At 64.3% G+C, this 15,659-nt stretch carries 19 protein-coding genes, 2 tRNA genes and 1 pseudogene; 8 read left to right on the plus strand and 14 right to left on the minus strand.

Going from position 1 to position 15,659, the window contains the following annotated elements:
- Nucleotides 1-259: 259 nt before the first annotated feature.
- The gene (locus QFX32_08565) at nt 260-1,093 is read right to left on the minus strand and encodes a hypothetical protein (protein MDI9634087.1); all 834 of its coding nucleotides are present in this window, start codon (nt 1,091-1,093) and stop codon (nt 260-262) included.
- A gap of 491 nt (nt 1,094-1,584) precedes the next feature.
- Between QFX32_08565 and QFX32_08570 the strand changes: the two genes are divergently transcribed.
- Complete coding sequence (locus QFX32_08570; GenBank protein MDI9634088.1) at nt 1,585-1,914, plus strand: HEAT repeat domain-containing protein; 330 nt, start codon at nt 1,585-1,587, stop codon at nt 1,912-1,914.
- Between the two features lie 447 nt (nt 1,915-2,361).
- Here QFX32_08570 and QFX32_08575 read toward each other — a convergent pair.
- Together QFX32_08575 and QFX32_08580 are read right to left on the minus strand one after the other, a co-directional pair.
- Nucleotides 2,362-2,434: transfer RNA gene (locus QFX32_08575), tRNA-Asp, on the minus strand.
- Between the two features lie 26 nt (nt 2,435-2,460).
- A tRNA-Tyr gene (locus QFX32_08580) sits at nt 2,461-2,566 on the minus strand.
- A 130-nt stretch (nt 2,567-2,696) separates the two neighbouring features.
- On the opposite strand from QFX32_08580, the gene QFX32_08585 reads away from it, so the two are divergent.
- The gene (locus QFX32_08585; GenBank protein MDI9634089.1) at nt 2,697-4,238 is read left to right on the plus strand and encodes a 2-isopropylmalate synthase; all 1,542 of its coding nucleotides are present in this window, start codon (nt 2,697-2,699) and stop codon (nt 4,236-4,238) included.
- A gap of 35 nt (nt 4,239-4,273) precedes the next feature.
- On the opposite strand, the gene QFX32_08590 is transcribed toward QFX32_08585, so the two are convergent.
- The 11 genes from QFX32_08590 to QFX32_08640 all read right to left on the minus strand — a co-directional run bounded on the left by QFX32_08590 (nt 4,274) and on the right by QFX32_08640 (nt 10,754).
- Entirely contained in the window at nt 4,274-4,636 is a 363-nt protein-coding gene (locus QFX32_08590) for a prefoldin subunit beta (protein MDI9634090.1), read from the minus strand.
- A 2-nt stretch (nt 4,637-4,638) separates the two neighbouring features.
- Nucleotides 4,639-4,893, minus strand: a complete 255-nt coding sequence (locus QFX32_08595; protein MDI9634091.1) for a KEOPS complex subunit Pcc1 — start codon at nt 4,891-4,893, stop codon at nt 4,639-4,641.
- Nucleotides 4,894-5,075: 182 nt separating this feature from the next.
- Nucleotides 5,076-5,210 carry a DNA-directed RNA polymerase subunit P gene (locus QFX32_08600; protein ID MDI9634092.1) on the minus strand — a complete coding sequence of 45 codons (135 nt, stop codon included), beginning with the start codon at nt 5,208-5,210 and terminating at the stop codon, nt 5,076-5,078.
- Nucleotides 5,211-5,217: 7 nt separating this feature from the next.
- Nucleotides 5,218-5,514 (minus strand): 50S ribosomal protein L37ae, encoded by a 297-nt coding sequence (locus tag QFX32_08605; protein ID MDI9634093.1) that lies wholly within the window; start codon nt 5,512-5,514, stop codon nt 5,218-5,220.
- Nucleotides 5,515-5,571: 57 nt separating this feature from the next.
- Nucleotides 5,572-6,267 (minus strand): ribosome assembly factor SBDS, encoded by a 696-nt coding sequence (locus QFX32_08610; protein ID MDI9634094.1) that lies wholly within the window; start codon nt 6,265-6,267, stop codon nt 5,572-5,574.
- An 11-nt stretch (nt 6,268-6,278) separates the two neighbouring features.
- Nucleotides 6,279-7,004 carry an archaeal proteasome endopeptidase complex subunit alpha gene (gene psmA, locus QFX32_08615; GenBank protein MDI9634095.1) on the minus strand — a complete coding sequence of 242 codons (726 nt, stop codon included), beginning with the start codon at nt 7,002-7,004 and terminating at the stop codon, nt 6,279-6,281.
- Between the two features lie 2 nt (nt 7,005-7,006).
- Complete coding sequence (locus QFX32_08620) at nt 7,007-7,492, minus strand: Rpp14/Pop5 family protein (GenBank protein ID MDI9634096.1); 486 nt, start codon at nt 7,490-7,492, stop codon at nt 7,007-7,009.
- A complete protein-coding gene (locus QFX32_08625; GenBank protein ID MDI9634097.1) occupies nt 7,489-8,100 on the minus strand; it encodes an RNase P subunit p30 family protein in 612 nt (203 codons plus the stop codon). The genes QFX32_08620 and QFX32_08625 overlap by 4 nt, the downstream gene beginning before the upstream one ends.
- 34 nt (nt 8,101-8,134) lie before the next feature.
- Nucleotides 8,135-8,725, minus strand: coding sequence for a 50S ribosomal protein L15e (locus QFX32_08630; protein MDI9634098.1), 591 nt, complete (start codon nt 8,723-8,725; stop codon nt 8,135-8,137).
- A gap of 96 nt (nt 8,726-8,821) precedes the next feature.
- Entirely contained in the window at nt 8,822-9,322 is a 501-nt protein-coding gene (gene moaC / locus QFX32_08635) for a cyclic pyranopterin monophosphate synthase MoaC (protein ID MDI9634099.1), read from the minus strand.
- Complete coding sequence (locus QFX32_08640) at nt 9,315-10,754, minus strand: NAD(P)H-hydrate dehydratase (protein MDI9634100.1); 1,440 nt, start codon at nt 10,752-10,754, stop codon at nt 9,315-9,317. Before QFX32_08640 ends, moaC begins: the two co-directional genes overlap by 8 nt.
- A gap of 165 nt (nt 10,755-10,919) precedes the next feature.
- On the opposite strand from QFX32_08640, the gene QFX32_08645 reads away from it, so the two are divergent.
- The 6 genes and pseudogenes from QFX32_08645 to QFX32_08670 form a co-directional block, all read left to right on the plus strand.
- Nucleotides 10,920-12,317, plus strand: coding sequence for a DHH family phosphoesterase (locus tag QFX32_08645; protein MDI9634101.1), 1,398 nt, complete (start codon nt 10,920-10,922; stop codon nt 12,315-12,317).
- Nucleotides 12,253-12,729, plus strand: a pseudogene (locus QFX32_08650) (pseudouridine synthase). The gene QFX32_08645 and the pseudogene QFX32_08650 overlap by 65 nt, the downstream one beginning before the upstream one ends.
- A gap of 10 nt (nt 12,730-12,739) precedes the next feature.
- Entirely contained in the window at nt 12,740-13,093 is a 354-nt protein-coding gene (locus QFX32_08655) for a nascent polypeptide-associated complex protein (GenBank protein MDI9634102.1), read from the plus strand.
- The gene (locus QFX32_08660; GenBank protein MDI9634103.1) at nt 13,077-13,802 is read left to right on the plus strand and encodes a methyltransferase domain-containing protein; all 726 of its coding nucleotides are present in this window, start codon (nt 13,077-13,079) and stop codon (nt 13,800-13,802) included. The genes QFX32_08655 and QFX32_08660 overlap by 17 nt, the downstream gene beginning before the upstream one ends.
- A 223-nt stretch (nt 13,803-14,025) precedes the next feature.
- Entirely contained in the window at nt 14,026-14,976 is a 951-nt protein-coding gene (locus QFX32_08665; GenBank protein MDI9634104.1) for a hypothetical protein, read from the plus strand.
- Nucleotides 14,977-15,334: 358 nt separating this feature from the next.
- Nucleotides 15,335-15,659: hypothetical protein (locus QFX32_08670; GenBank protein ID MDI9634105.1), on the plus strand; the 325-nt coding region annotated here is incomplete at its 3' end.

Genomic DNA, 15,659 nt, shown 5'->3' on the forward strand with positions numbered 1-15,659 from the left:
TCAGGCCACGAACGGGAATCTATCTCGCGCTTGGCAGGATGTCAAAAGTGCAGTTGAAACCACGAATCCCGGGTTTGAGACTGGGCTGGTAACAGGATTTCGAGATCAGCCGGAAGGGTTAATTCCCGTACTCCTGCCAAAAATTCCTGCACACGAAAAATCCGGGTAGTACATGGACGATTAAAAAAACCGAACCACGGATTTCCCGCGGTGGACGGGGTCTCCGGGTCGTGCCTTTTTTTCACCTGAAAAATGGGGGTTATCCGGAAGTGAAGCTCACTTCCTTTGCGAGCGTGAACAGCCCGCTCGCGGAGGTGACGTCACTGTATGTCACTTCGGTACCTACCGCCGTCGAGTTCCCGAGGCCCTCCTGCAGGCTCGCGGACACGTACGCGCTCGCGGACCCGACTGCACCGGTACTTGGGTCACCTTCAGTCTGGTTCACGCCCTCGATCTCGACCGCGTAGTCAAGTGACACCGGCGTGCTCGGGGAATCGGACGTGATCCTCGCGCCGCTCGACGAGGTCACCGCTGCCTCGCTCACGACCATGCTCGACCCTGCGACGACGATGTCGTTCGTCGGGGGTATCGCGTCTCCCTCGTTCACGCCCCAAACCGCGTCGCAGCAGCTCAATCCGGCAGTGCAGCCATTCGCGACCGAGGAGACGAGGATGCTCTCGGACGCGATCATCTTTCCTGTCTCCGTGCCGTCGCCGTTCGTGTCGTAGGTCATGACCTGCGTGCTCTCGAAGTTGTTGGAGTTCGCGGTCTTCGGCCCGGTGTCGAGGTTCGTGTATTTGTCGTAGGTCACCTCACCCGAGATTGCCATCACGTCCTGTTGGTAGCTGATGGTCGACTCACCCTCGCCGCAGCTCTGGTTGAGCGGGGGGTTGTCGCGCAGGTCCTGGTTGCCCTGGACGTAGACGATGTCGGTGTGGGAATAGAGGTTCCCGATCACCGACGCGGACGTGAGCGTCGTGATCTTCGACGTCTCGTTCGTCGGGGACATGGTCCGCGCGGCGTTCGCGAGACCAGCCCCCACCGCGAGGAAAACTATCAATATCGCAAAGTAGGCCTGTATCCTCTTTCTCATGATGCCACCTTGATTCGCATGGGACTGCGAACTCAAGGGTAGTGTACCTGCTGGAAGTATTTATAATTTCTGTCTGATTCCACTCATTTTCTTAAAAAACGCGAAATAGTAACGGTGTTCTGGATTTCTATAGATCGGAAAAATGAATGCATATTTCTTCACACAGGCACCTGCAAAAGTTCACGAGAGAGGTGAGATCGTTGTATTTGCCTCTTCGTAATAGCTCCATTTCACTTTCCGTCCACAGCCGCGAGGCATGACCGTGAGTATCATAATGGACGTGCCCCTCTTCGTACAGGCGTGGAAAGGACTTTTCGAGAGGATCTTTCCCGTCGAAAAATTTTCGGAGTCAAGAGACTGGAGGATTACCCCCACCCGTGCGGAGAACTCTCGCTGCGGGATGCTCACCGCGTACTATGGGTGCAAAAGAGAGGCAGCCGGGATGCTCGGAAGATTTTTATAAAAGGGAGCATATTGCACTGTGCTCACACATGGCACACTCTGCATGGAAGAGCGGTGGAGAACGAACGCACGGCGTCGATGCACTCGTCCGCTCACTCGAGGCTCCAAGCGTCGATGAACGGTGGAACGCAGCGCGTTCCCTCGGTGCAAGGGGAGAAGAGGCAGTGGATGCACTTATAAGGACACTGTACCACGATGACCCGCAGGTCCGCCTCCTCGCCGCGTGGGCGCTCGGGAACACGGGGAGCGAGAAGGCCATCCCCTACCTCGAGCGGATGCTCGAGGACGAAGATCCGTGTGCCCAGCTGGCTGTCGAGTGCGCGTTGCAGCGCATCCGGAGAACAGGTACTGCGAAATAGGATATCGGCCGACGGACCGTCGATGAAAGGCAGGACGGTGCGGATACTCGGTGCGCCGTTCACCCTGCAAAATACGCAATCGTGCGGATGGTGGTCCCCCGGGTACGAAAAAGTCCCGCATGTCGACCGGCTTGCGCATTTCCCCCACACTGCAAAATGACAGAGCAGACATTTCCACGAGGTTACGCGAAATTGGTCCCAGGACATAAAGACACGAAAAAGAGTGGATACAGATTGTGCCTTTCTCGTTCCCACGCAGGGTATCCGCAAAGGCAGGGCACGCGTGGGGAGATGGATCAGGACAGGGAAAAACCGAGGTGGATTTTCCGGTGGAAACATCCATCGTTATCCCGTTATTGACACCTTTATTAAAAGCCACGGAAAGACCGTGCCGCGCCCTGTCCCAGACAAGATACATGGAACCTGAATAATTCGGGAAAACGTGGACGCCCAGGTCGGAATTTGAATCCGAGTCGTCGGCGTGACAGGCCGACATGATAGGCCGCTACACCACCTGGGCACATTTCTTCGCGCAACGTGTGGAGATCCCGCCTCCCGGATTCGAACCGGGGACATCGCGGTAGCCGCGCAATTGCCGGAACCGGCAGATCATACTACAGCCGCGCACTCTACCAGGCTGAGTTAAGGCGGGAATTGCGCTCATATTATAGGGGAAAATAAACTCTTAAACGTATCGATTCTGGGGATGCCCGGGGAAAACGGGGATATACCTTTAAGTGCTCGGGCGAGAAACCGATCTCGCATGTCCTCCAGAATAACAGATGCGGGGAATTGCCTTCTTTGTCGCTAGCAACGGACAGAGAAGGGTGACTGTTTTTGACACAACGCTCCGGGACGGCGAACAGACGCCCGGGATCTCGTTCACCTTCGAACAGAAACTCGAAATCGCCCGCCACCTCTCGTCCATCGGTGTCCACACGATAGAGGCGGGATTCCCGGCCTCCTCGCAGGGCGAGAGGGAGACGGTGAAGGCGATCGCGAACCTCGGCCTCGAGGCGAAGGTCTGCGGCCTCGCCCGGTCGCGCAGGGAGGACGTGGACGCGTGCCTCGACTGCGACGTCGACATGGTCCACGTCTTCATCCCGACCTCGGAGGTCCAGCGGGTCCACACCATCAAGAAGAGCAAGGAGGAGGTCCTCGATATCACGGGGGAGATCGTCTCCTACGTCCGTGACCACTGCGACCTCTGCATGTTCTCCGCGATGGACGCGACGAGGACCGAGAGGGACTACCTCGTCGAGGTCTTCCGGACGGCCGCGGAGGCGGGGGCGACGATCCTGAACGTCCCGGACACGGTCGGCGTCTCGACCCCGATGGCGATGCGCGACCTCATCTCCCACCTCGCGCGGGAGATCGACTGCCCGCTCGATGTCCACTGCCACAACGACTTCGGGCTCGCCGTCGCAAACACCATCACGGCCGTCGAGGCAGGGGCCTCGCAGGTCCAGGTGACGGTCAACGGGCTCGGGGAGCGTGCGGGGAACGCGGACCTCGCCGCGACCGTGATGATCCTCGAGTCCATCTTCGGGATCTCCACGGGAATCAGGAAGGAGAAACTCGTCGAGACGTCGCGCCTCATCTCGCGGTACTCGGGGATCGCGATCCCGCCGACGTACCCCATCGTCGGGGACAACGCGTTCTCGCACGAGAGCGGGATCCACTCCCACGGCGTGATCGCGTGCGCGGCGACGTTCGAGCCCGGCATCATGACCCCCGAGATGGTGGGGCACCGCAGGCGGCTCACCCTCGGCAAGCACGTCGGGAGGCACGCCGTCCGCCAGATGCTCGAGGAAGTCCACCTTCACCCGACCGACTCCCAGCTCGACAGGATCGTGGAGAAGATCAAGTTCATCTCGGTCAAGGGCAAGAGGGTCACCGACGCCGACCTCTACGAGATCGCGGAGACCGAGATGGGCGTCAGCAACGGCCGGCGGTACATCGAGCTCGACGAGTTCGCCGTGATGACTGGCAACCACGTCATCCCGACCGCGAGCATCAAGGCACGGGTCGGGGGGGAGGAGCGGGTCTACAGCGCGACGGGGACAGGGCCGGTGGACGCGGCGATAAAGGCAATCCTCGGCGTGCTCCCCGTGAGGGTCCAGCTCAAGGACTTCCACGTGGAGGCCATCTCGGGCGGGTCAGACGCGATCGGGCACGTCACGATCGCCGTCGAGGACGAGCACGGCCGGACCTTCGACGCGAGCGGCTCGGGCGACGACATCGTGCTCGCCTCCACCGAGGCGATGATAAACGCCCTCAACCTCCTCCACAGGCTGGACAGGAAGGACGAGAGCAAAAAGTGATGCGGTGACCCGGGCCACCCCGGTGGCCGAGCCCTTCAGGCGGCCCCGGGGGCAGGCCTGCCCTCGAGCGCCTGCTTCACCTGGGCCTGGAGCTGCTCGAACTTGCCCTGGAGGAGGGTCTCCTGTTTCTCGAGTGACTTGATCCGGAGCTCGAGGGTCTCAATCTTCTCGTTCAGCTTCGCGAGGACTTCCTCCTTCTTCTTCTGCATGAGGACGGACCCGACGCTCATGAAGACGGCGTTCTCGTCCGGGACGTCCTTCAGTTCCTCGGCTGCCCTCTTCGCCTCCCGGACCGTGATCTCGTACTGGCTCTTCTGCGCCCCGATTGTCTGCATCTGCTGCTGCATCTGCTGCAGCTGGGCGATCTGGTTCTGGACCTTTGGTGATATGGTGTTCATGCTCACTCTCCTCCTTCCCGCGGCGCGAACGCCTGCATCTCGTCTGCGACGCTGACCAGGCGCAGCCACATGTTGAGGGATGCACGGAGCGCGGAGATATCCCTCGCGCGGACCCTCAGCACGATCGTGCGGGAATCCTCGCACGTGCATTCCGCGCGCGACCGGGGATGCACATCTTCCGGGAACTCGGGGGCGAGTGCCCTGAAGATCGCCTCCGCGTGACGGCTCGTGATCCGGAACGTCGCCTCGTGATCCACGGGCTCTCACCCCTTCCCCCGGTCGTGCACTGTACAAGTACGCGCGGGCACTTTTAAACCAGTTGCCCCGCGCGCATCCCCGTGCACCGTGGGAAAAAGGGGGGCGGTGCCGCACGTGCCGCGGCCACGGGGAGGTCCCGGCAAAAAAAGGACGGGTATTCGGGACCGGGACCCTTTCCCTGTCACCGGGCCTTCAAGTCCTTTATCGCCGCGCCGCGTTCCTTGAAGAGGATCCGGTGCCCGCAGAAGGGACACCTGACGTTCTGCTCTATCTCGACCTTCTGCTTGCACCGGGCACACTTGTAGCTCGCTGCCATCGGGGACTCACTCCCCCGCACCCGGCGCGGTCCTGTCTATCGCGCGGAGCGCGACGCGGAGCGCGGGCGTCTGCGGGGTGTACGCACCGCCGGCGAACTTGAACCCGCACTTCCGGCAGGCCCATATCCCCGTCCCCACCCTCCTCACCGCGACTACCTCGCACCGCGGGCAGGGGTGGGTAGCCCTCGAGATCGCCTCTGTCTCTGCGACCCTCTTCCGGATGAACCGGCCGTAGCGCGGCCCGAACCGGCCCGCGCTCAGCGTGACCCTTCCCTTCGCCGCCTTCTGCTGTCCGCTGCTCATCTTCTCTTCCCCGAATCGTTCTTGGTCCTTAAATGTATGCGGTGTTCCTTCTTATACCTATTCGAGGATCTTCACCTCTCCCTGCCCCTTCGTGAGCCTGTTGACGAGCGAGTAGAAGTCACCCTGTATCCCGGCCGGGATGCGGACGATGCAGATCCACGACCCGTCCTTCTGCCACTCGTCCCGCTCGATCGTCGCGGCGGACTGGATCTCCCCAAACGCGCGGGGCGCGAACTCGGCGGGGACCTTCACCGCGATCCTCAGCTCCTCGAACTTGATCGGGAGGATGGGGCGCAGGGCCTTCACGGTCTCCTTCACGAGTTCCTCGACGCTCTTGTAGAGGTCGATGTTGACCCTCGCCTCCTCCATCGCCATCTCGATCCGCTGGGGAGGGTGGGGGAGCCCTGTCTGGGGATTCACGGCATTCCTCGCGATGAAGGCGATGACCTGGCGGCGCTTGCTCTCGATCATCTGCCTCCTCTGCTCCGCGGTGAGCTGGATCTCCCCCTTGCGGATGATCTTCGGCGCGATCTCGGAGAAATCGGTCGTCTGGAAGACTTTCTGGAGCGCCTCCTCGGATGCCTTCGTCCCCCGCGACGCGTTGGAGAAGACGTAGAGGGCTGCCACCATCTCCTCGAGCGGAACGTCCTCCCCCTGCCGGAACTTCACCGCGAGGTCCGGATCGACGAGGATCTCGAACCTCTCGCCGTGGCTCTCCAGCCTCGCGCAGACCGCCCTCTCGAGGGGTATCATCCCGCCACCCCCTACTTCTCCAGCTTCTCGACGAACGCGGAGACCTCTTCCTTGCTCATCTTCCTAAACAGGGGTCTCTCCCTCTCGATGACCCCGATCTCCACGGTATTGACGTCGAACTTGCCCTCCGTCGCGTCGTGGAGCGCCTTGATCCCGAGGACGATGCAGTCGCTGATCCCCGCATCGTAGTCGTACTCCTCCTCGAAGACCTTCATGACGGCGTTGCGGCCTATCCCTATCCCCGTCGCCTTGTACTCGAGCAGCGTCCCGCTCGGGTCGGTCTCGAACAGCCTGCTCTCCCCGTCGCTCACGCCCGCGATGAGGAGGGCTGTACCGTACGGCCGCGCACCCCCGAACTGCGTGTAGGTCTGCATGTGGTCGCCCAGCTTCTTCGCGAGGGCTTCCACGTCGATCGCCTCGTCGTAGGTGAGGCGGTGGATCTGGCACTCGATCCGGGCACGGTCGACGAGCGCCCTCGCGTCGCCGACGAGCCCCGAGGAGGCTACCCCGATGTGCTCGTCGATCTTGAATATCTTCTCTATCGAGGAGGGCTCGAGGAGCCGGGAACTGACGCGCTTGTCCACGATCAGCACGACGCCCTCGCGGCACTTGATCCCGACGGCAGTCGTTCCCCTCTTGACCGCTTCCCGGGCATATTCGACCTGGTAGAGGCGGCCGTCCGGGCTGAAGACGGTGATCGCCCGGTCATAGCCCATCTGGTATGCCTGTGGTTGCAAATTTATTCCTCCAGATCCTCGGCTGTGAGAAACAATGGTTCCTGGCTTTTAAATCCTTTTTCAAATAAATCAACCTTCTCGATCTGGTACCGGATGCACGGAAACGTCCTGCCCCCGAAGCGGGCTTCCCCGGTCTCGGTCGCGGGGCAGAACGCGCCCTCCCGCACGGCCCTCCGCAGGGCACGCAGCGTCCCGGACGTCCTGACGGGCCGCAGCGCGACTCTCTGCGACCCGACGCGGTGGACCGTCGCGAGGGCAGCGACGAGCTCCCCCTCCGTTGACCGGACGCAGCGGACGATCGCGTGGCCCGCGCCCGCGGAGATGACGGCCGGCTGGATCCGTGCCAGCCCCGCATCGCCGAAGAGGGAGGCCACGGCCTCCGCGACGGCGGCCGAGATGCTGCGGCCGTCGATCTCGGCCCACGGGGGTTCCACCCGCGAAAGGACGTACCGCTTGTTCTCCCGGAGTGTCGGGGGCAGGGGCCTCACCCGACCACCTCGACGGGACTCTCCGGGAAGAGCAGGGCCGAGACAGCCCCGAGCGCGGCCCGGACATCCTCGCGGTCGAGGCCGAAGAGGGCCCCGAGGGCCACCATCTCGCGGGGCGACCTCATCCCGAGGACCGACCGTGCCCCCGAGGAGAAGGTGAGGGAGAAACCGAACTTCCCCGCGAACCGCGCGATCTCGGCGTACCTCTGGATGGCACGCTGCCGGGCCTGCCCCCGCTCAAAGACGATGGCCGAGATGTCGATGTCCACGGCGACGCCCTTCTCCGCGGCCAGCCGGGAGAGGACGTGGTCGAAGGAGTTCCTCGGGGCCGACTGGATCCCGCGGATGATCCGGACGTGCCCCGACTGGATGAGCGCCCTGTTCCCCGCGTAGTCGGTTGCCTGCGCCGCGACGAGCGCCCGATTACCACAACTCCCGCCGCGGCCGTGCACCGAGAGCGGGATCACCTCGATCCCCGCGACGTTCCCCCCCGCGGGCACGGCCGCGACGATGCTGTCAAAACCGAGTTCGCGGGCCGTGAGCGCCATCCTCCGGAGGGAGGAGTCCCCGGCGGGATACGGGTAGACGCAGGCGTCCGTGCAGCGCATGGGAAAAGAGGTGCGGGGATAGGATCCCCCTTGGTTATTTGCCGATATTCCCGTGCGACCGGATGCTCGGCCGGGTCTTCTCGGTCCCGCGCCCGCGCCTGCGCATGCCCCTGCCCTTCATGCCCGCGCTCGTCTTGCCGCGTTCCGCGCGGCCCCGGTGGACGGGATCAGCGAGCCACGAGAGGTGCGGATCGCTCCGGATCGCGGGGTGGTGGCCGTCGACGAGGATGACCTCGTACCACTTGTGGCGCCCGTCCTGCCCGACCCAGTAGGAGTTGAGGACCTCCATGTTCGGGTACCTGCGGGACGCCCTCTCCTCTGCCATCCTCTGGAGGCTCTTTGCGGGCGTGACCCTGTTGACGCCCATCCTTATGGACCGCCGGGCCCTGACGTACCGGGACTTCCGCCTCCCCCCGCGGCGGACCTTCACCCTCACCACGACGATGCCCTGCTTTGCCTTGTACCCGAGGTTCCGGGCCCTGTCGATCCGCGTCGGCCTCTCGATCCGGACCACGCTCCCCTCGCGCCGCCACTTCTGCATCCTCTCCCAGAGGAGGTCGCCGACACCGGTCTCCTCGGGCCTCTTCCATGCCTCCCTCACGAAGGCGTACATCGAACGTGCCATTGTCGCGCACCTTCCAGGTTCGGCCCGGCGACTCCCGGGCCACATTCCTCGGCGGGACGGATCCCGCAAGACCTATATGAATCGGCGGGGGCAGACTTAAAGAGCGCGGTCGTCCTCCCCGCGGCCCCCTCCTCCCCCCTTCACCTTCTCAAGAACCCTGATGTCCGTGATCCGGGTGGAGGGGTACTGGCCGCGCCCGTCCTTCTCCGCGGACTTGACCATGTCCCAGACGGTGAGGAGGGCGACCGCAACGCCTGTGAGTGCCTCCATCTCGACGCCGGTCCTGCCGACCGAGCGGACGCGCACGGTCGCCTCGAGGGAGTCAGGGAGCTCGCGGAAGTCCACCTCGATGCTGCTCACCGGGATGGGGTGGCACATGGGGACGAGGGACGGCGTCGCCTTCACGGCGAGGACCGCCGCGACCCGGGCGGTCGCGAGGACGTTTCCCTTCACCACGGTCCCCTCGCGGATCGCGCGGAGAGTTTCGGGGCGAAGGACGATCCTCCCGGATGCCACTGCCTCCCTGTACACCTCGGGCTTCCCACCGATGTCCACCATGCGGGCCCTGCCGTCACGGACGTGCGAGAATTCACTCATGCTCTCTTCCTCCCCCGAAGAGTGCGGCGGGGATGCGCGCGCAGAGGTCCGTCGGGAGCATGCCGCCCCCCATCTCCCTCTCCGCCGCCATCCCTGCCTTCCCGTTCACGTACGCCGCGATGCACGCCGCCTCGAACGCGGGGAGGTGGCAGAGGAGTGCGCCCGCGACCCCGGCGAGGACGTCGCCCGTCCCGCCGACGGTCATGACCGGCGATCCCGTCGTGTTGAACCGGACACGCTCCCCGTCGGAGATGACGTCCACGGGACCCTTGAGGAGGACGACCCCGTCCCGCGCAGCCTCCCTGACGACCCTCGCCCTCCTGACAAGGTCTCCGGGCGGCACCTTCCCGAATGCCCTCCGGAACTCCCCCGCGTGCGGCGTGTAGATCGTCTCCCCTGCACGCGGGAGCGGGCGTCGGAGTGCGTCCGCGTCGACGACCGCCTTCTCGCATTCACTCGCGAGCGCGAGCACGACGTCGTGGCTCTGGTCCCCTAGGCCGCACCCCATGACGACGACGTCCGACTCCCCCGCGAGCTCGAGGAGGCGCGGGAGGTGTTCCCTGCCGATCACCTCCCCGGGGATGCGCTCGAAGATGAGGTCGGGGACCGGCTCGAAGACGGGCGACGCGACGCGGACGATGTCTGCGCCTGCCCGGAGGGCACCGAGTCCCGCGAGGTAGGGTGCGCCCTGGTACGGCCCGCCGCCGACCACGAGGACTTTCCCCCCCGCGCCCTTGTGGGCGGAAGGCTCCCTGCGCGGGAGGAGCGAAAGGTCGCCCGGGCCGACGGCGACCTCTGCCTCGAGGGGAATCCCGATCCCCGCGACGATCGAGCCCTCGACCTTTGCGCGGTGGAAGGCGAGGATCCGGTCGGGGATGAACCCGGGCGTCGGGACGTCCGCAGAGACCTTCAGGGCGGGCGAGAGGGACGCGAGCCGGACCATCGTCCGCGCGGGTTCCTTGGGTTCCCCTATCGCCCCGGTCCCGAGGATCGCGTCCACGATGCAGCCCGCCCCCGAGAAGAGTCTCCTTTTCGCGGTGACGTCCGCGGGGCACCGGGCGGGATAACACCTGACCGCGCAGTGCGCGAGGGCGGCAAGCTGCCGTGAACACTCCGGGGTCCTTCCCTCACCGTCGACGTAGAGGACAGAAACGTCGAGATCCTGGAGGTGCCGCGCGGCGGCGAGGCCGTCGCCCCCGTTGTTGCCCTTCCCGCAGAGGAAGAGGACGGGCTCCCTCGAGAGGGACCTCACGAACTCCGCGAGGGCATGCCCCGCTGCCTCCATAAGCTGGAGGGAGCTCACGCCGAGCGCCCTCGCGTTCCCGTCGATAGCCCTCATCCTCCCGGCGGACACGGGCCCCGTCTCGAGGAACTCCCGGTACTCGGGGCCGAACACCCGCTCCTCCCCTCTTCCGCGTTCTCCTCCGGTCATGCGATCGCCTGTAGTTCGGCCGCGGAGATAATGAATATCCCCCGGGAGGGAGGACGCGTGCCGTGCTCCACCCACCCCCGTTCCCGGCCGGAAAATCCCGCGGGATGCGCGGGGTATGGCAAAAACGAGTAGATTTTTTCTCCTCCGGCGTGGAGTAGTGATCCGATGAGTCTCCTCGATGACGCCCGCGAGGTCGCGAGGGAGATCCTCGCGCACCACGAGGTGACCGTCATCTCCCACATCGACGCGGACGGGATCGCGGGGGAGGCGATCCTCGCCCAGGCCCTCTCCCGCGCCGGGATCCCCCACAGGTCCGTCTTCGTCCGGCAGCTCGAACCCCTCACCATGACGCAGGTCCCCGCGGACGACAGCCTCAAGGTCTTCTGCGACCTCGGCGCCGGGCAGCAGAACCTCCTCCTCGAGAAGGGTCTCTCAGGGGACGAAGTGGTCATCATCGACCACCACGTGAGCCAGCCGTGCGGGAGGGACTACCTGCAGGCAAACGCGCTCCACCACGGGCACCACAAGATGAGCGCGGCGGGGGTCGCGTACCTCGTCGCGTGCGCGATGGACACGGCGAACACGGACCTCTCGAAACTCGCCGTCGTGGGCAACGTCGGGGACATGATGGCGCGCGAGGACTGCGGGCTCGTCGGTCCCGCCCGCGAGATCGCCGTCGAGGGCGCGGAGGGCGGGTGGATCGAGATCGTCCCCCGCGACCTGAACTGCTACGGGACCTCGACGCGGCCGCTCCACGTCTGCCTCGCGTTCAGCGACGACCCCTACATCCCGGGCATCTCCAACAACACGGCAGGCGCTCTCCGGTTCCTCCAGAGGCTGGGAATCGAGCTCCAGACGCCGGAGAAGAGGTGGCGCGTCTGGGAAGAGCTCCTGCCGGACGAAAAGAGGCTCGTTCTGAGTGCGCTCGCGCAGCAGCTGATGGCCTGCGGCGAACCCGTCGACCGGCTCTTCTCGGAGAGCTACCTCTTCCCCGGCGAGGTGGAGAGGACGCCGCTCCGGAACGCGCAGGAGTTCGCGACGCTCCTCAACGCGTGCGGCCGGTGGATGCGCCCCTCGGTGGGGGGTGCGATCTGCCGCGGGGACAGGGGGGAGGCCTTCCGGCAGGCAGAGCACATGCTCATGAACCACCGCGCGGTCATCCGCGACCTCCTCGAGTACATCCTCTCGCGGGGGGTGAAGGAGCTCTCCCACATCCAGTACATCCACCTCGGCGACAGGTACCCCGACACGATCGTGGGGATAGGGGCGGGGATGGCCCTCTCCCGCCTGAACCCGGAGAAGCCCATCCTCGTCATGGTGGAACTGCCCGAGGACCCGACGCAGACGAAGGCCTCGATGCGCACGACGGAGCGGGTGGTCTCGCGGGGGATCGACCTCCAGCAGGCCATGGCCATCGCCGCGGCGGAGGTCGGGGGCGCGGGGGGAGGGCACAGGATCGCGGCGGGAGCGTACATCCCGAGGGAATCGGAGGAGAGGTTTGTCGCGAGGATCGACGCGCTCGTCGGAGAGCAGCTCGCTTGCGCGCGTCAGGGCGATCGCTGACTTCCAGTTCGGGAGGGGGGCGGGGAGGGGCCTCTTCCCCGACGGCTGCACGTTCCAGTACTCGCGGACGGGCAGGATCCGGCAGGTCCTCTTCCGCGGCGAGAGGCTCGCGACCATACGTGCATCCGACGGGAGGCTCACGCTCGGGATCGCGGGGGCACGGCTGCTCATGGAGGTGCTCCCGCCCCCCGCATACAGGGTGTGCATCCTCCCCGACGTCGCGGAATTCGCGAGGGCGGGCAAGAACGTCTTCTGCAGGCACGTCGTCGCGGCCGATCCGGAGATAAGGGCGGGAGACGAGGTCATGGTCGTTTCCGGCGACGACGAGCTCTGCGCGACGGGGACGGCGGTCGTCCCCGGCGGGGACATGCCGGTAATTACATACGGTGTCGCCGTCAAAGTACGGCAGGGAGTGAGTGCGCATGCTGCCGGGAGGCATCAACCCGAGGAAGATGAAGCAGGTGATGAAGCAGCTCGGGATGCAGGTCGAGCCGATAGAGGACGTGCGTCGGATCGTGATCTCGACGGGGAAGGGTGACTACGTCTTCGATTCCGCGGAGGTCGCGGTCATGACGATGCAGGGGATCACGACGTACCAGATCACGGGCAGCCCGCGCTTCGAGCCGGCCGCGCCGGAGATCCCCGAGGAGGACGTGAGGCTCGTCGCCGAGCAGGCCGGCGTGAGCATTGAAGCCGCCCGCGAGGCCCTCGTCCAGTCGGGCGGCGACATCGCCGCGGCCATCATCCGGCTCTCGGAGCATGTTCGCACCGGGTGACCGCGTCCTCCTCGCCGGGGAGGGGAGGACGTACTTCGTCCGGGCGGGGGAGGGTTCCTTTTCGACCGACAGGGGCGTCATCGACCTCTCCCTCCTCCTCTCCGCCTCGCCCGGCGATACGATCACCACGCACACGGGGTGCGCATTCCGCGTCCTCTCCCCCCGGGCACCCGACTTCTTCTCTCGCGCTGCCCGGAGCGGGGCGCCCATGCTCCCGAAGGACATCGGCCTCGTCGTCGCGTGCACGGGCATGAACAGGAACGACCGCGTGCTCGACGCGGGGACGGGGAGCGGGATTGCCGCGATCTACTTCGGCGGGATCGCGGGCTTTGTGGAGACCTGGGAGGTCCGCCCGGAGTTCGCGCGGTCCGCCGAGAGGAACATCGCGGACGCGAAGCTTGAGAACGTCCGGGTCGTCTGCGGCGACGTCCTCGACGCGGACGGGACGTTCGACGTCGTCCACCTCGACCTCCCCGTCACTCCCGGGATCGTCCGGCACGCGTGGGACCTCCTTTCCCCCGGCGGGTACCTCGCGTGCTTCACCCCGTTCCTCGAGCAGCTCTTCACCGTCGTTGATACTGCCCGCGGGCTCTTCTCCGAGGTCACGGCGCACGAGTGCATCGGGAGGGAGATCGCGAGGGGCCCGAGGGGGACCCGCCCCTCCACCCGCGTCTGCCACACGGGGTACGTGACGGTCGCGAGGAAGTGAGAGTCGCTGCGGGGGGGAGGTTCACGCGGGATCCACCGCCTGAGGGTCAATGGCAGTCACCGCGGGCCGGCCCGCGGCACGTTCCGAAGCATCCACTCATTAAGGCCGGACGCGTCCAATCCGCCCTCGTATTGCCACGGGAGAGGGAAAGGTTCTTATGCTCCTGTCACCAAAAAGACTGGTTGATGCTGAGAGTATCAGCATGAAATGTAGGAGGAAAAAAATGAAGAAGTTCGCAATTGCGGTCATCGCACTCGCCGTCCTCGCCGTGGGAATGGCAATGGCGGTCGACCCCATCCCGCCGACTGCGGAGACGCAGGGCATCTCGACGACGACTGCGGTCACGTGCGTGGGCACTGTCACGAACACTGAGACTGTTGTCTGGACGACGAGCAACCAGGATCTCAGGAACAACCCGCCGCTGACAGAATACTGGCCAAACTATCAGCTGAACACCACGACAGGTGCTATTGAAACCGGTGATCCCAATTTCACGTGGCAGCCAGAGAGGCAGGCAGTGCTGTCCTACACCGAGTCCATCATCGCTGACAACGGCTACACCGAGTTCAACGAGATGCAGTCCGTAGACACCGGTGCAAAGACCGCGAACCAGAAGAACTTTGCATCGACCGAGCAGTTTGACTTCGTCGCGTCCGAGTCCGCGATGGGCAGGCTGACGTTCTCCGAGAGCATGCTCCTTGACCTCGCGAGCCAGGGATCCGACGCGACGGAGAGGTTCATCTGCCCGTTCGCGACCGGTGACCAGGGATACATCCCGGCGTACTGCAACGTCTACGAGATGGGCAGCTCGTTCACCGGAACCGCCGTGACTGCAATCGCGCAGGCGGGCGAGAACCACATCGCGAAGGCGGCTGACGTCCCGACGCAGCTCAGCTACTCCATCGGTCTCACCGGGCAGGGCAGCGCCGCTGCATGGTTGAACGCACACGTCATGGAGGGCAGGACCGGTGTCGTCCTCGGTGAGGATGAAGCGGAGGATGTCTTGGTAGGCGGAAAGACATATGACCGTGTCATCGTCAACCCCGACAGACGTACACTCATGGACTTCATGCAGGGCGTTGACCTCGTGTACAAGGAGAAGACCACTGCATCTGGCACCATCGCGTCCTTCAGCAAGTCCATAAGCATCCAGGACGCGGTCAGGCGCCTGTAAACCCTGCAGTCGCGGAACGAAAAAGGAGACCCCCGAGAGGGGGTTTCCGATTTTTTGTTTTTCACTCGTTTTACAGTCCTTATCAAGCGAAGCAGCCATACCCGCTGGATTTCAGGCTGAATCGCAGATCCCCAGCGTTCCCGCAACAGATCGCTCCCGTTTGCACTGTTTTCGAATGAAAGATCACCATAACAATTTTACTGGATACAAACTCACTCTACCCGTAATTCCCTGCATTATAAAGCACAGTTCGTGGGAGATATGCTTCGTGACAGGGCAGAGGTCATCACACGCGCTTCCTGCAAAAAGAATTTAATAATAATGGACAAAAGACTCATAATAAAAAGGAGATAGAGTAATGAGAAAGATATCCATTGCCTTCGGACTTACCTGCATCCTGTTCCTCTCCGGAAGTGTCACTGCGTTCCACGAGAACCTGACTCCTTCCATGGGCGGTACATACGACGAGGTCTTCCAGACCCCGGACCTCTCCCACGCGTGGTCGTCCTCGTACACTGACCCGTTCCAGCCGCTATTCGCTTCCTCGATGTGGTCTTCCTACACAGATGCTTTTGCAACTCCATCCCCAGGTTACTCTTTCGGGAGTAATACCGACGAGGTCTTCCAGACCCCGGACCTCTCCCACGCGTGGTCTTCCTCGTACACTGACCCGTTCCAGCCGC

Source organism: Methanolinea sp., assembly GCA_030055515.1.
Taxonomy (GTDB): Archaea; Halobacteriota; Methanomicrobia; order Methanomicrobiales; family Methanospirillaceae; genus Methanolinea_A.

What these genes read in the sequence shown, in the direction of transcription:
- QFX32_08565 (MDI9634087.1), bottom strand. Translation starts at nt 1,093, where the DNA reads ATGAGAAAGAGGATACAGGCCTACTTTGCGATATTGATAGTTTTCCTC.
- QFX32_08570 (MDI9634088.1), top strand. Translation starts at nt 1,585, where the DNA reads ATGGCACACTCTGCATGGAAGAGCGGTGGAGAACGAACGCACGGCGTC.
- QFX32_08585 (MDI9634089.1), top strand. Translation starts at nt 2,697, where the DNA reads ATGCGGGGAATTGCCTTCTTTGTCGCTAGCAACGGACAGAGAAGGGTG.
- QFX32_08590 (MDI9634090.1), bottom strand. Translation starts at nt 4,636, where the DNA reads ATGAACACCATATCACCAAAGGTCCAGAACCAGATCGCCCAGCTGCAG.
- QFX32_08600 (MDI9634092.1), bottom strand. Translation starts at nt 5,210, where the DNA reads ATGGCAGCGAGCTACAAGTGTGCCCGGTGCAAGCAGAAGGTCGAGATA.
- QFX32_08605 (MDI9634093.1), bottom strand. Translation starts at nt 5,514, where the DNA reads ATGAGCAGCGGACAGCAGAAGGCGGCGAAGGGAAGGGTCACGCTGAGC.
- QFX32_08610 (MDI9634094.1), bottom strand. Translation starts at nt 6,267, where the DNA reads ATGATACCCCTCGAGAGGGCGGTCTGCGCGAGGCTGGAGAGCCACGGC.
- QFX32_08625 (MDI9634097.1), bottom strand. Translation starts at nt 8,100, where the DNA reads ATGCGCTGCACGGACGCCTGCGTCTACCCGTATCCCGCCGGGGACTCC.
- QFX32_08630 (MDI9634098.1), bottom strand. Translation starts at nt 8,725, where the DNA reads ATGGCACGTTCGATGTACGCCTTCGTGAGGGAGGCATGGAAGAGGCCC.
- moaC (MDI9634099.1), bottom strand. Translation starts at nt 9,322, where the DNA reads ATGAGTGAATTCTCGCACGTCCGTGACGGCAGGGCCCGCATGGTGGAC.
- QFX32_08640 (MDI9634100.1), bottom strand. Translation starts at nt 10,754, where the DNA reads ATGACCGGAGGAGAACGCGGAAGAGGGGAGGAGCGGGTGTTCGGCCCC.
- QFX32_08645 (MDI9634101.1), top strand. Translation starts at nt 10,920, where the DNA reads ATGAGTCTCCTCGATGACGCCCGCGAGGTCGCGAGGGAGATCCTCGCG.
- QFX32_08655 (MDI9634102.1), top strand. Translation starts at nt 12,740, where the DNA reads ATGCTGCCGGGAGGCATCAACCCGAGGAAGATGAAGCAGGTGATGAAG.
- QFX32_08660 (MDI9634103.1), top strand. Translation starts at nt 13,077, where the DNA reads ATGTTCGCACCGGGTGACCGCGTCCTCCTCGCCGGGGAGGGGAGGACG.
- QFX32_08665 (MDI9634104.1), top strand. Translation starts at nt 14,026, where the DNA reads ATGAAGAAGTTCGCAATTGCGGTCATCGCACTCGCCGTCCTCGCCGTG.